General features: G+C 47.4%; 11 protein-coding genes. All 11 read right to left on the bottom strand.

The features are described 5' to 3' along the window. Nucleotides 1-114: 114 nt before the first annotated feature. Nucleotides 115-1,362 carry a hypothetical protein gene (locus A4V09_RS22935; protein ID WP_065544377.1) on the bottom strand — a complete coding sequence of 416 codons (1,248 nt, stop codon included), beginning with the start codon at nucleotides 1,360-1,362 and terminating at the stop codon, nucleotides 115-117. Then, entirely contained in the window at nucleotides 1,363-2,253 is an 891-nt protein-coding gene (locus tag A4V09_RS22930; RefSeq protein WP_065544376.1) for an ABC transporter ATP-binding protein, read from the bottom strand. It abuts the gene before it with no gap. An 11-nt stretch (nucleotides 2,254-2,264) separates the two neighbouring features. Beyond that, nucleotides 2,265-3,047: a hypothetical protein gene (locus tag A4V09_RS22925; RefSeq protein ID WP_065544375.1), complete on the bottom strand. Its 783-nt coding sequence runs from the start codon at nucleotides 3,045-3,047 to the stop codon at nucleotides 2,265-2,267. Then, nucleotides 3,034-3,567: an RNA polymerase sigma factor gene (locus A4V09_RS22920; RefSeq protein ID WP_065544374.1), complete on the bottom strand. Its 534-nt coding sequence runs from the start codon at nucleotides 3,565-3,567 to the stop codon at nucleotides 3,034-3,036. The genes A4V09_RS22925 and A4V09_RS22920 overlap by 14 nt, the downstream gene beginning before the upstream one ends. 153 nt (nucleotides 3,568-3,720) lie before the next feature. Then, a complete protein-coding gene (locus A4V09_RS22915; RefSeq protein WP_065544373.1) occupies nucleotides 3,721-4,524 on the bottom strand; it encodes an LPXTG cell wall anchor domain-containing protein in 804 nt (267 codons plus the stop codon). Between the two features lie 39 nt (nucleotides 4,525-4,563). Beyond that, entirely contained in the window at nucleotides 4,564-11,094 is a 6,531-nt protein-coding gene (locus A4V09_RS22910) for a discoidin domain-containing protein (protein ID WP_065544372.1), read from the bottom strand. Nucleotides 11,095-11,426: 332 nt separating this feature from the next. Next, nucleotides 11,427-12,191: a hypothetical protein gene (locus tag A4V09_RS22905; RefSeq protein WP_065544371.1), complete on the bottom strand. Its 765-nt coding sequence runs from the start codon at nucleotides 12,189-12,191 to the stop codon at nucleotides 11,427-11,429. A 21-nt stretch (nucleotides 12,192-12,212) separates the two neighbouring features. After that, on the bottom strand, nucleotides 12,213-12,461 hold the full coding sequence (locus A4V09_RS22900; RefSeq protein ID WP_065544370.1) for a barstar family protein: 249 nt from the start codon (nucleotides 12,459-12,461) through the stop codon (nucleotides 12,213-12,215). Then, nucleotides 12,458-12,955, bottom strand: coding sequence for a ribonuclease domain-containing protein (locus A4V09_RS22895; RefSeq protein ID WP_065544369.1), 498 nt, complete (start codon nucleotides 12,953-12,955; stop codon nucleotides 12,458-12,460). Before A4V09_RS22895 ends, A4V09_RS22900 begins: the two co-directional genes overlap by 4 nt. A 14-nt stretch (nucleotides 12,956-12,969) precedes the next feature. After that, nucleotides 12,970-13,797, bottom strand: a complete 828-nt coding sequence (locus A4V09_RS22890) for an HAD family hydrolase (RefSeq protein WP_065544368.1) — start codon at nucleotides 13,795-13,797, stop codon at nucleotides 12,970-12,972. 18 nt (nucleotides 13,798-13,815) lie between these two features. Next, on the bottom strand, nucleotides 13,816-14,148 hold the full coding sequence (locus tag A4V09_RS22885) for a nucleotide pyrophosphohydrolase (RefSeq protein ID WP_065544367.1): 333 nt from the start codon (nucleotides 14,146-14,148) through the stop codon (nucleotides 13,816-13,818). Nucleotides 14,149-14,253: the final 105 nt, after the last annotated feature.

Below are 14,253 nucleotides of genomic sequence, written 5' to 3'. Positions count from 1 at the left end.
GTGCGTATTTCCCATTTAATAAAGTGTTCTTCTTCTATAATATTCTTACATCTTGTGCAATTATCCCATAAACAAGCAGTGGAGAGATCCATATTTTGGAACCCTCCACTGCTATTATTTTGCTATATACCGATTATGAAAACAAACGGTCAGGACAAAGAACAGCGGAATTTCCACTGCCAATACTGCCGGTATTGCATGAGGTACCCAAAAAGAGGATGACCCCAGATTAATAAAATTAAAATCAAACAGTTCATATAAAAAACAGTTTCCCAGTCCAAGCCCTCCTGTGGGCAAAATACATCGTATCCAGCCGGCCAGATTTCCACTGCCCATCTGTCCGATAACAATGGGCAGCAGACAGATGGCCATAGCGGCAATCGCCGCTGCAGAGACACTTCTGCATCTGGAGGAAATCATCAGAGTGCACAAAACTGCCGCTGTAATGGTAAGAAGTCCAACACCTGCTCCCATCAAAAGCATCTGTCCCAGATTCAGATCAGACAGGTTGACTGCTGAGTATAGCATCTGTATGGAACTGTTCATACATTCCGCGCCGAATATACCTCTGGTGAGTGACAGAAAGATCGTAACGCCTGCAGTCACCGTGAGCGTGGATATGAGGAGCATAACCATGACCCTGACAACTGCCAGCCGGATTCTCCCGTATTTGGTACACCGCTGGATATCATCTGCCTTTGTCTGGTGATCCGATGAAAAAATCGGCGCGGCCAGCAGCACACAGATAAATTCCAGGAGAAGAAGGTAGAGGATCAGATAGTCCGTGGCATCCTTATTAAAGCCCGGATAATATTCGTAGGGCTGTTCCACTTCCGCATAAAGTGCTTTTGCCTTCCTCTGGGCATCCGGATGCTTCTTCTGTTCCAGGTCCATCAGACTGTCCAGACGTTTTGTACACTGCTCATAAAAACTTTGGGCGTTCCCTGGGTCTATCTCCATAATATCCGGCGCAATACCTGTTTTACTGTCAGCATTCACTTCCCGCACCACATGAATGATGGCTTCAACAGGCAGGATTTTTTCATTATATACATTGCGTGGAAAGTCCTCACTTGCTGTAGGACCATATTGTTTTACACAGGCCTGATAGGTTTCCAATGCTGCCTGGATCTTGTCCGGTGTTACAGCTCCGGCGGAAACCGCCTGTTTTTCCTTAATTATTTCTATGGCTTTTCTACCTGTTATCGTTACCTGTTCACCGCTTCCGTCCAGGTAGGAATACTGCATAAAACTCATTGGAAAATAGGCCATGACAAAAGATAATAAAAACGCGGCTGCCAGAAGGAACCATACAGCCCGGGTCTTCATAACCCTTTTACATTCTGCTTTCAACAGACGCATTTACTCCGCCTCCTTTTCAAATCTGTCTTCCGGAAACAGCCAGAGGTACAGATCCTCCAGCCTTGGCACTTCTTTTTTGGAATCCGCGATCCCCGGATCTTCAGACAAATATCTAATGGAGACCATTCCGTTCTCCTCATTCTTCAGATTTACGATCTGCAGCTTCCTCTCGTACTTGGCAAGCTGCTCCATGGGTATGGAACCGGTCCAGACCTTGCCCTCCACCATGGTCACCAGCTCCTCTGTGGTACCGGAAGCCAGTATCCTGCCGTCTTTCATCACCGCGTTGCATGTGGCGATATATTCCACATCTGATACAATATGGGTAGATATGAGGACAATCCTGTCATGGGAGGCAAATTCCGAGAGCAGATTGCGGAATCGGACACGTTCCCCCGGGTCGAGACCGCTTGTGGGTTCATCCAGGATCAGTACCTCCGGCTCATTGAGCAGGGCCTGGGCGATCCCCACCCTGCGCTTCATTCCGCCTGAAAGCTTTATGATCTTTTTCTTTCTCACTTCCGCAAGTGACATGTTCTCCAGAAGTTCTTCTATCCTTCTTTTGCTTTCTTTTTTGGTCAGCCCCTTCAACACTGCCATGTACTCAAGGTAATCCTGAACTGTAAATTCAGGATAAAAGCCAAACTCCTGAGGCAGGTAGCCGAAGATATCCCTGTACTTCTCCCCCAGCACCTGAATAGATATGCCGTCATAGAGAACCCTGCCTTCGGTGGGTTTCAGGATTCCGGCCACCATCCGCATAAGGGTAGTCTTTCCCGCTCCGTTGGCCCCCAGAAGTCCCCAGACTCCGGGTGTCAGCTTTAGGCTGACTTGACTGACTGCTGCCTTGTCTTTATATTTTTTCCATATCTGATCAATTGTCAGCTCCATCTTATTCCTCCTTATATCCATGTATCCAATGCAGTCTCTCTTCTTTCCACTTTGTTAAGCTGGATCATGTCCCACAACACTGCCCCTGCACAGACAAGCGCCCACCCGGCCTGGAAAGACTGCTCATAAAAACCGTAACAAAAATAATACATCAGCAAAAGAACCACCACAGTTCCCGCCCCTGCGGCAAGGCAGGTTATGAGCACGTATTTGATCTGCACATGCACGGCAATGGTTATATAAATACTCCCCAGTATGAGAAAAGGTACCAGCAGGTATAATACCGCAACGCCCGGATCTCCTCCCATGCCCCCCACCGTAAGGAAAAACAGCAGTGTCAGCATCAGAAGATCCCCAGCTCCGATCATTACCAGCCGGGCGATCAGCAGGCGGTTTAAAGAGAACCGGGAAACCTGTTCTGTCTCTGCCATCTGATAGCGCCTGGACCTGGCTAGTATGGGCAGAGTGGGAAAGAGCAGAAGAACACTTCCAAAACACAGCAGCACCGGAAGATGCCGGCCCCACAAATACGCGATATCACCAGCGCAGAGCGTATAGATCAAGAAATACATGACAGCCAGAGAGGCTGCCTGCATACTCCATATTTTCCAGCCTAAAAATCTGGCCTGGCTTGTCATGAACTGCCAAAAAGAAATCCTCTTTTTCCCGGAAGCGGTGCGGTATGCCTGTCTGGCTGCCAGCATCACAGCCTCTCTTCCTCTCTCTTCCGTATCCGGTTCTGTCTTTTCATGCAGGCATTGCAAAAGCTTTTTTTCTATCTCAGATTTCCTCATGCAGAATCCCTCCTTTCCCCAGTTCCTTTTTCATCCGCTTCAGTGCTGCCCGCAGTCTGGACTGTACCGTTCTTTGCGGCAGATTCAAAATCTGTCCGATTTCTCTCAGTGTCAGGTCATGGGCAAACCGCAGGTATATGATTTCTCTCTGCTCTTCCGGCAGTTCTTTGATGAGCAGCATAAAGTCCATCTCTGTCTCAGCTCTCTTAAATCCTTGTTCCAGGCATTCAAGCGTATCCGGCATCTGTTCCTCCTGATGTTTTTTTCTCCACATGTCCACACACGTATTGGATGCCACCTGGTATAAAAAAGCACGGAATTTCCCCTTGTGTATATATCTGTCCAGATACCGCACGGTCTTTAAAAAAGTCTCTTGTACGGCATCCTCTGCGGTCTGCCTATCCGCTGTGTGGCAGACACAGTACCGCAGAATATCGGTATAGTACAGGGATATTAGCTCATCCAGGGCGCTCATATCTCCATGTTCCAGTTTTTTAATAAGTTTGTCTTCACGCGTCAAGATTTTCCTCCTACAGGGCGTCCCCTGTATAATAAAACGTATCTAAACATGGAAAATGATTAGATTCTTTTCATTTTATCAAAAAAAGTCATAAAAAAATACCGGTCTGCATAGTATCCTGCAGACCGGCACCCTTTTATAACTGTTTTTCCATTATGATTCTTTTTTCTTTTTTGCTGCTACGGCGGCTATCACTACCGCTGCCGCTCCAACACCCAGAACAGGGAATAAAATGTTGGTATCATCCCCGGTCTTTGCTGATTTGGAGGTTGTTGTGCTGTTTCCGGATTTTTTGGCTGGGGTAGTGGCGGGTGTGGTTCCCTTATTGCCGTTTCCGTCGTTCTTGTCACTGCCCTGGCTGCCATCATCCCCGCCCGGATTTTTGTTATCGTCTCCGCCCGGTTTGTGGTCATCTCCGCCCGGTTTGTGGTCATCTCCGCCCGGATTCGGATTTTCACCCTTTGCTTCCACAGTAATGGAGGCAGTATGCATTTCATTATTCCCTATATTACCGCTGTCTCCGGCCAATTCCTCAATATCTACCTGAATGTCCGCTGTATCCCCGGCTTTAACGCCGTCTGCCAACTGGAATGTCATATCAAGGAGACTGCCGTCCTCTGCAAGTGGTGTTGAAGAAGCGAATGCTGCTACAATCTCTCCTTCCTCCTTATTTCCTGTCAGGCAGTCATTGACTTCACACAGGGCCCCGGACAGCGCACCTCCGGCGCTGTCCGCAGTGAGGACAAGTTTGGATGCATCGTAATGGATACGAATTTTTCCATTGGTCACTTCCTGGGCGTTTGTGATCTCACAAGCCACCTGAACCTGGCTGCCCTCCTGAGCCTTACCCGGGTTTAATGCGATTTCTGTTCCACCTGCGGCCCAGACAGGCATTGCCTGTACAAACAGAAGTGCACTCATACATAACATTGCTATTTTCCTGGTTCTCTTTTTCATATAGGTTACCTGCCTGTTCTCCTGGATTTTCCTTTAAAATCAGAATGTAGTAATTTTCTCTGCTGACAACTGCAGGATTCTGGTCGCATCTGTTGTGTTGGTTTCATTATCTACATTCACGTCACCAATCAGAATCTGCTCTTCTGTCAGTTCTTTGAGACCTACGCTGTACTGCAGGAGCAGTGCACTGTCTGCTGCATTTACAACGCCGTTCAGATCCACGTCACCGAGAAGTCTTACCTCTTCCACTTCCTTTGTAAGTTCTGCTACTGCTGCATTGATCTCATCCTGAACTGCCTCCGGATCGTCATAGACTATCTGGGCTTTGTCAAGAGCTTCCTTCAGGCCTTCAATGCTTCCTGCCAGATATCTGCCTGAATTGTTTAAAATTTCCTGCGCTTTTGCCATAACGGTTTCCAGTGCTGCCTTGTTGCCTTTGAAGACAAGCCCTGTAATGGCTTCTTCCAGTGCCTGACGGGCTTCTCTGGCTTCCTGCCCTGTCAGTTCTGTATTAGCTGCTGTCTCTTTTGCTGCTTTGAGCTGGTTCTGAAGTCTCTCCACAGATTTCGCCGTGTACTTGCCGCTATCCTGAAGGATGGTCTCTGCCTGCGCAATGATCGCATGCAGACGGGCAAAGTCTTTATCTAACATCTGAGATACTGCAGTGAGCAGATTTGTTGTTGCCTCATTGACTGCCTGCTGTCCTGCCTCTACCTCGTCTTCGCCGTAAACGGTGTCAAATACAGTCTTAGCTGCCTCTAATGCATCTTTAACTGCCTGAACACTGCCTTCTGTATAACGCTCTTCTGTCACAGGATCTGCAAGGATAGCTTCTGCTCCCTGGATCGCAGCTTCCAGACCGAATTTCTGTACGCCCGGTTTCAGTGCTGTGATCGCATTGATCAGTTTTGAGAATGCATCATCAATCTGTCCCTGGGTTGTCTCAAGGCTTGTCAGAAGACCATTTGCCTCATTCAGAGCCTCTTCCACTGCTGCCCAGCTCTCCGGTGAGAAGGACTGGCTGCCGTTTGCAAGATTCTCTGCCATGGTGATAGCTAATTCCAGACCCTTGGTGTCTACAGTTAAGCTGACCTGTACGGTGAAGGATGCAGTCATAGCTGTTTCACCCTCTGTATAAGACACTGTTATTTCTTTTGGTCCGATCACGCTGGAATCAAATCCAGTGATGGTGTATTCGTCCGCATTCAGTGTCTTTGTGGTGCCATCATTGTATACGGCCTCCACTACGATTCCCTCTGCGTTGAATTCATCGCCTAACAGATAGTCTGTCTTGGCATTTTCTGTGTTGACTGTGAGGCCTTCAAGGGCGGTCTGTACCAGCACATCTTTTGCATTGCCAAGGGCTACGATGGCATCGGTGATCTCTTTCTGCGTTGTGGCGTTTTCCACAACAGCTTCTGCTGCCGCGATCGCTTCCTGGAATTTCTGATAGCTGTCCGGTGTATAACCGTCCGCTTCAATTCCCTTCATCTCCTGGATCAGGGCTTCCAGACTGGATGTCTCAAGTTTCTTGAAGGTTACTTCCAGCGTGTGGTCTTCAATTACATATTCAAATGTAACTTTATTATTTTCCACTACTGCCGGTTTGCCGTCAATAAGCACTTTATCAACAGTATAACCTTTATCCGGTTTGATCACAAATGTTTTGTTTGTTTCACGGTCTACCGATACATCACCCGTCTGGCTGACGGTTCCGTTCTCACCTGCTGTTACACTGATGGTATGTGATGGAACTTCATCGCCGTAGTATACTTCTTTTACAGTCATGTTGTGTAAATTTCTTCTGCTCTGCAGTGTATACTGTCCGGGTTCTGTGCTGTAAGGAACATTGGATGCACTTCCTAATTCAGTTCCGTCATACCACAGAGTCAGGTCGTATAAACCTGCTGCTTTGCTGGCACTCGGTACAAATCTGAAAATGATCTCATGTTCTTCATTGGGTGTAAGCGCATGGCCATAGATAAAGTTGCCCCAGCCTCCGTCTGCCGTTTTATCATAGAACCAGTTTCCGCCGCCTGCATCGTACCCGAACATGATTCCGTTTCCAACAGTAAACAATGTCTGGTCTGCAACACTGTCTGTAGTAAAGCGGATACGGAATATCCCCTGGTTGATAGCGGTGGCATTCATATCCTTAGCAACTCCGCTGCCGCCGATAGATAATAACATACCTTCATCCGTAAGCTGTCCGGAAGCATTCGCATATTCAAAGTTTGCCTCATCTGCTGCCGCAAAGTCCTGATAGTAAGTATCATATTCTGCAACGTTGACCACTTCGGTAAATGCCTTCATAGCTGCTTCCAGCTTCACATATGCAGCTTCATACTCAGAAGCTTCCTTTCCTTCCGGAACTGCTTTCGCTTCCTCAATAGCTTCTTTGAATGTATCGACTGCTTCCTGGGTATATTCACCCGGTTTCGGTCCCACTACTGCTGCATTCATCTGCGCTTCTGCATCCTGGATCAAAGCGCTTAAATCTTCATATGTAAAGTTATTCGGTACATATGTGAGCACTTTTTCCAGTGCTGTCACATGGCCTTCCGCATTGCTGAAGGATACATTAACAGTTACCGGTTTCCTTGTTGCTCCCTCTTCTGCCGTAAAGGTTACATTCATCAGTTCCGCAGCCTTCTTGAATGCATCCTGTTTCTTGATTCCATAAGAGAAACGAACCGTCTTGGTTCCGTCCTCATTATCTGTTACTGTTGGGTCTACTGTTTTCAGAAGTGCCTCTTCATTTACTGCGGCACTGTCTGTATTTAAGGTGATCTGAGCCGGATCATATGTATATTCCACAACTGCATTTCTGTACTTGTTGAAAATATTCTCCAGGCCTACGTTTACCTGATAGTTATGGTTTCCTTTGTCCTCTGTATTTACTGTTGCTGCCGGGCTTCCCGTGATCTCCTCACCGTAAACACCCAGCTCTGTCATGGACATTCCCCATTCATTGGCATTGCTGATGGAGACAAGCGCTACATACTGTGCTTCTGCCGGATCAAATTTCACCAGATTCAGTCCCGGATAAGCGCTGTTTACTGTCTTGACCGTATTCCAGGTCTCTCCGTCTGCAGAGACCTGCACCTCATAATCTGTGGCATAAGCGCCTGGTGTCCAGTCAACCGCAACGGTATCTACCATATATTTCTTTTCCAGATCAACGCTGATCCACTGGCTGCTGCCCTGTCCGCTGCTGTAACGTGTGGACTGGCTGCCGTCAACTGCGTATTTTGCTGCCATGGAGTCTTCTTCCTGGCCGCTTGCGTCTGCCGCTTTGTTCAGTGCCAGGTTCTCGCCTGTGATCTCCTGATAAGGCTCAACGATAACTGCATTGACAATGGCTTTTCCCTCGGCTGCTTTCAGTCCGATATCAATCAGACCGTCCTGTGCCTCCGCTGTAACCGTGATATCGTATGCTTTATTCTGCTCCGGAATGGTAAATCCTTCTTCCACTACAGAACCGTTGACACTCACATCAAATGTTCCAGGTGTAAACTCATCTGCGCTTGTATCATTAAAATACAGTTTTACTCTGTAAATTCCAGGTGACACTTTGAATTTGTATCCAAAGTCTTCACCTGCACGTCCACTCTTCAGTGCAGTTCCAAGCCCGGCATCCGGTACAGGTTTCCCACCGGCAAGCTTGCTGTTGATCTCCTCTGTTGAGGTGGAACCATTTGCGTACCAGCCGCTTCCTGTGGCTTCAAATTCTGCATCCTCAAACAGTCCGTCATGGTTGCCCATATTGGATGTATCGGAATTACCTGCATCCAGTCTCATATTCACTTCTGACATAACAGCCATATCTGCTGCGATACCATTCAGGATTGGATCAGTCATTGTTCCGGCTTCTTCACTGTATGCACTCTGAAGTTTCACAGTGATAACACCGCCTGCAGGATACACAGAACCGATTTCAATAACATCTGTGTCACCGGACAAGGTGTATCTCTCTTTCACTACCTCACCGTTTACCAGAACGTCAAAAGTACGTCCGGCTGTATCTTCCATCTCAGAAACATAGAGTTTCAGGTTGTGGGAAGCATCTGATGCGTAAACCTTGTATTCAATTGTGTCAGCAGTAACGCCTGTAGCATATACACCGCTGCCGCTGCCGGTCAGTTTGGTATACTCCTCAACATAACCGGATAATTTTTTATTTGCGTCGTAAGCCCGGTCAGCGCTGAATCCGTCAATGGCATCTCCGCCTACATTATAGGACTTGGAATGCTCCTGAAGGACAAACTGCCAGTCTGTACCTGCTGTGCCCAGAGAAAGTGTTCCGTCATCGTTGCAGACAAGGAAGTTATCCCCGGATCTCAACTGATGAAGGCCGTTCTTCCTGTCAACCGCTGTCCAGACAGTGGAATCTTTTTCAGACAGAACTGCACTGTCACCATCCGTATTTAAGTATAAGTACGCATTACTCTCTGTATCCCAGATTTTAACTTTATAGCCGCCGCCTGCATTCTCCATGACAAACTGGCTGCCTGAAGCGTTGACTTCCAGGCCATTTTCCCCGCTTGTAAGATATGCTCCGCATTCCGGATCATATACTTTATATCCCGCATTGCTCTCAAGTGCGAAGTCTGCACCCTGAACGCCTGTCATTTCCATAATACCGATATCAGGTGCGCCGTCATAGAGGGCATTTCCAAAGAAGTCGGTCTTTGCATTTCTGTCTGAAGTGTAATCCCAGAGTCCTTTGTTTTCCGGGCTGGTTGCCGGAACTACATTGACATACACACCATTGCCGATAGCAGGTGAACCTTCCTTCAGCGCGTAGGCTTTCAGGGATTCCCAATTGGATGTAGCTGTCATACCGTCATCGCTGATCGCAGCGCTCTGGCCGCCGCCCGCATTTTCAAAGAGCGGATCTGCCTGGATCGCATTAGGGATTTCACCGGGATCATGAATGCCGCTGGCTTCATATACCAGGTTTCCTGCCTGCTGCAGATAAGAGTTGTTCCAGCTTTCCGCCGTTGTCTCCGCACTGCCCCATTTACTGGCCACTTCTTCATTGTAGTTATAGTAAATGTTGTTGTACATATGCCAGTTGTAAGCACTTCCCATAGCGGAACCGCCGCCGTTGCTGTGATTGAATACCCAGTTTGCGCCATCGTAATAGAATACATTATTGTAAATGTAACTTTCCGAATTGGTATTTCCTGCTCCGTGACGCCATGCAAGGCCGTCATTCTGGCTCACATTATAACGGATAACATCTGTATTGTTATTACCCATCATAAGCATAAAGCCCATAGGCGTATCATGGCTGTAATTGTACTCAAAAATGCTGCCCGCACACCAGTAATCACTGTCGTAAGAGCAGCCGTCCTGGTTGTAGGCCGGGCCGTCAAAGCTCTCATTATAACGGAATAAGGTGTCAAAGGAGTTCCATGCCCAGATACCTGCATTGGCTCCTTTTGCGCGCATAGCCTGTCCGTTTACCACGTTGTGCTCAACTACTGCGCCCTGTGATTCACAGACCAGAATACCGTCACCGCCGATATCACTCAGATAGTTTCCGACAATGTGAAGACCTCTCTGTGCCTGGTCTTTATAGCGGATATTGTCATGACGTACACCGTCATTGGCTGAGTTGTTATCCGCGTCATTATTGGGGTCATATCCGGCTTTATCCGGGTCATTGTTTCTGAACTGATCCAGGTCGGAAAGGCGGATAGCCTTGATCCCTGTACGGTCACACTGGTCAATTCTGTTGTTTTGGATGGTTACGCCGTTGAAGTAAGGAAAGACTCCTGCTTCTGAGCTGAAGATAACCTCAATACCAATACCGCCGTCAACTTTGTTTACACCGCGGTTTTCATTTCCGTCTACATCATGTACATAACAGCCGTCAATAACGACAGTGTTGTACTCTCTGCCGCCGTCTAATGTTTTGTTTACAGTTTCCCGCTCATCAATGGTAACGTGAATACCCAGACGTCTGGGAATTACATCGTCGCTTCCGGAATTCAGGTTGTTTGGATCTCCTGCATCGCTTGTCTCATTGAATGCGTCATCATTTGTGACTTCCAGTCCTGTTACATATGTATACTCCATATTCTGGATCAGGACCGCCTCTTTGTAGCCTGCATATTCAGGTGTACCGTCCCCATTGGTGCCGCCGGTCCTTCTGAATCCTCCTGCATTGATAACAGGCATGCTTCCCTCGCCATATGTGTTGATCACGATAGGCTTCTCCTCGGTTCCTGTTCCTTTCGGTGCAAGCTGCTGGTTGTCAAAAATGCTGCCCTTTTTCAGGCTGATGCCGTCTCCGGGCTGCAGTTCAATTGTGTTTACCTTAGCCAGAGTTTTAAATGGATTTGCCTCCGACCCGTCACCGCTTTCATCACTGCCCCCTGCACTGTCCACGTGGTAAACGGTTCCCGTGATTTCAGGAATTGTCTCTGTAGCTGCCTCAGATATGCTTCCCTGGTCTTCTACGGCCGCTTGTATATAGACCGGGAAATTAACTGAAGTGCAGACAAGAGCTGTAGCCAGAGTAGCACCAAACGCCCTGTTCCATCGCTTCCATGATTTCATACATTGCTCTCCTTCCAAAAGAATATTTACGCAATGAGCTTCAACACGCTGCGCTGATCAGCTTCCGTCATTTTGACAGGTGTTGCATTGCCGTGTCTTCTATTATAGTCCACATATAAACATAAATTTTTACGAATTCTACCTGTTTTTCGTCATTTTCGACCATTTATAATCCCAAAAGATACAATCATGCAAAAAATTTATATGATTAAGCAAATCTTTCAGCAGTCACTCACCTTTTTTTATTGATTCTGCAACAAAAAAAGACATCCTGTATACCTTTTTTATTGGGTATGTGAATGTCTTTTTTCCTAATATATGTATTCGTGTTTTTATTTCCCTTCCAAAGCATCCTTGACAGCCTGTACCAATGCCTTCTCACTGGGTATTTCCACTTTGGCAGCCTCTGCCATCTCATGTAAATGTTCCTCATACTTACGATCCAGAACAAGGTTTTTGGCATATGTCTCCACTGTTTCATACTCCTCATTGTTGAAATAGTCCGGGTCTGCATCGTAAGCTGCCCTTGCCTCCTTATCCGATGCAGTGAGCACTTCTTTCTTTATCAGTTCTCTTTTATTCTGTAGGGAGAGATTTTCATTGAAATAATCATAGAACTGGTCTGCTGTATACCGGGTCATTCCAAACACGGTCTCGTTATTTCCCTTTTTCTTCTCTCTATCCTTATTCTCTTTTTCCATGGCCTCCATCAGGGAAGGATAGTCAATTGCATCAGCAAGGCCGTTGTCCATAGCCTCCTTCTGCATGGTTTTCATTTGTTTTAACTCATCTACCACTGCGTCAGCCAGGTGTTCATATGCGGTCTTTCCTTCCGCCTCTGTTTCCCAGGTGAAATCCGATATATCAATTCCTGCCTTAGCCGCTATCTTTTCCCTCTGATGCAATTTGATCTTGCTGGCAACACAAGCTGCCTCTTCCTTGTAAACCGGCTGCCCGTCAACGGAAAACACCGCGTTCTCTGTTCGGCTCTTCATAAAAAATATGACTGCTGCCGCCGCTGCCACGGCTATGACCGCCAGAAGAAGCCATATTCGTTTCTTTGATGATTTTCCATTGTCTTTCTGCACTTTACCCATTTTCTATCTCCTGTGTTTTTATTAGCCAATCACTTGAAGACCCTCATTCTCCCCGGAGGCATCCAGCAGGACCCGCCATATCCGCAGAAAATAATCCTGTGCCAGCTCCCGGTTCTCCACCTCTATCTCCATCTCTTCCTTATCTGTAAGGCAGTCATACAATGCATCCAGATTACCCCCGCAGTAATCCGGAAGTTCTAATTTTTCCTTCAGATATCTGTGCGCTTTCTCCTTCTCGTCCATACATAATGCGTCCAGGACTACCTTCATAGATTCTCCTCCCCGTATAAAAGCTCAAAGGTCTCGTAGTGGTCCTCTGTATAGTACACGAGGCCGTCATCTGAATAGACGATCCTTTTTGCTCCCCGGTAACTTCCGTCGCTGTCAATATCGCATTCATAATACTGCCGTCCCTCTTTTTCCGGCAGGTTTCCCTCATAGTTGCCGAACCGGTCTCCCCCGATACTCTTACCCGGTGCTGCCTCAGCCAGATTTCCTTTGCTGCTGACCCATCCGGCCTTCTTTGCTTCCTTTTTCGTGATAAAGTTATCCGGAAGTTGTCCAAATTGGTGAATGTAAGCAGCCACATCCTCTTTTGAGGTATAGCTTCCCGATTCTTCAAGGGAAGCGGCTGCCTGCTGGGTGTCTTTGTCCGTCCCGCCTGTCATACTGTCTGTGGTGCTGGTACATCCCGTCAGAAAGCAGAGCAGCAGCACCAGAACGCCGCAGATATATTTTAACTTATGTTTCCAATTCTGAATCATACCTTATGCCTCTCTTATAGTTTAAGTATATTTCTGATGCCATATGCAACGCCGCAGGCTTCATTGGACAGGGTAATATGATCCGCGGCCTCTTTACATTTTGGGGATGCGTTCTCCACTGCAATTCCAATTCCCGCAAATGCCAGGAGCTCGGCATCGTTATCCCCATCCCCGAAAGCCGCAAGTTCTTCCTGCCGCAGTCCAAGGTGATCCAGCAAAAAGGCAGCTCCCGTGTGCTTTCCTGCATCTTTATAGGAAATCTCCAGGAGCTGCGGGACGGATGACGTGATATACACATCCTCTGCCTCCCCATCCAGCATCTGCCACAGCCTGGACTTCAGTTCCGGATCACTTATGATCACATCCATGCCATCCAGTACAGACCCATGGGCGCAGATAAAGTCCCAAATATCCTCCACCGGTTTTCTGGTTCCCCGGATATAGGGGACTGCCCTGACATCGGCACCAAACTGTATGGGATCCTCCACATACGCCCTGGGCGCATATGCCTCCCCATCCACAAAGGCCTCAAAGGTCACAGGAAAGTTTTTTGTCAGATTTAGGATCCGATGCACGGAGTCCTCTGTCATCTTATACTGTTTCAGACACTTTCCTGCGGAAAGATCATATACAGCCGCTCCGTTTGATGTGATGGCGTACCGGATCCCCTTCATTTTTCTGATGGCTTCAGGGAAAGTGGAGAGGGCTCTTCCGCTGGCTGCCACCACCTGCACGCCCTTTTCCATGATCCCCTCCAGCACCAGCCTGTTTTCCTCCGGCAGATATCCATCCCCGTCCAGTGTTGTCCTGTCAAGGTCAAGAGCAATACATCTGATTTCCATAAAAACTCCTTCCCGCCGTTATTTTCCGGGCTTCGGATACTTCACCGCATTTTTTATCATCTTATCGCGGATGATCTCATCAATATCAAAAGAATACATCTCGGCAAAGCGCAGTGAAAAAATCAGCGTATCTGCCAGCTCCTCCCCAATGCGTTCTCTCTTTTTCTCATCTTTCATCATTTCCTTCATCTGGTCATTGGATTTAAACCGGAACAAATCCATCAGTTCATTGGCCTCTGTGGAAATGCCGATGGACAAATCCTTAGGATTATGGGATTTATTCCAGTGCCTCTCTTCGCAAAAATCAAATACCCTCATTTTTAAGTCTGTCACGGTTGTATTGTTATCCATATCATCTGTCTCCTTATGTTTTTTATGGTATGCCTCAATTCAGGGAATACTGTTTCATGATTCCCTTTCCGCTGTTCTTCGCATCGTAAAGCGCATAATCAGCCG

It is taken from the genome of Blautia pseudococcoides, assembly GCF_001689125.2.
GTDB classification, from domain to species: domain Bacteria; phylum Bacillota; class Clostridia; order Lachnospirales; family Lachnospiraceae; genus Blautia; species Blautia pseudococcoides.
This window is presented reverse-complemented; position numbering and strand designations above follow the sequence as displayed.

Coding starts and splice junctions, on each gene's coding strand:
- A4V09_RS22935 (WP_065544377.1), bottom strand. CDS start 1,362: ATGCGTCTGTTGAAAGCAGAATGTAAAAGGGTTATGAAGACCCGGGCT.
- A4V09_RS22930 (WP_065544376.1), bottom strand. CDS start 2,253: ATGGAGCTGACAATTGATCAGATATGGAAAAAATATAAAGACAAGGCA.
- A4V09_RS22885 (WP_065544367.1), bottom strand. CDS start 14,148: ATGGATAACAATACAACCGTGACAGACTTAAAAATGAGGGTATTTGAT.
- A4V09_RS22925 (WP_065544375.1), bottom strand. CDS start 3,047: ATGAGGAAATCTGAGATAGAAAAAAAGCTTTTGCAATGCCTGCATGAA.
- A4V09_RS22890 (WP_065544368.1), bottom strand. CDS start 13,797: ATGGAAATCAGATGTATTGCTCTTGACCTTGACAGGACAACACTGGAC.
- A4V09_RS22905 (WP_065544371.1), bottom strand. CDS start 12,191: ATGGGTAAAGTGCAGAAAGACAATGGAAAATCATCAAAGAAACGAATA.
- A4V09_RS22900 (WP_065544370.1), bottom strand. CDS start 12,461: ATGAAGGTAGTCCTGGACGCATTATGTATGGACGAGAAGGAGAAAGCG.
- A4V09_RS22910 (WP_065544372.1), bottom strand. CDS start 11,094: ATGAAATCATGGAAGCGATGGAACAGGGCGTTTGGTGCTACTCTGGCT.
- A4V09_RS22895 (WP_065544369.1), bottom strand. CDS start 12,955: ATGATTCAGAATTGGAAACATAAGTTAAAATATATCTGCGGCGTTCTG.
- A4V09_RS22915 (WP_065544373.1), bottom strand. CDS start 4,524: ATGAAAAAGAGAACCAGGAAAATAGCAATGTTATGTATGAGTGCACTT.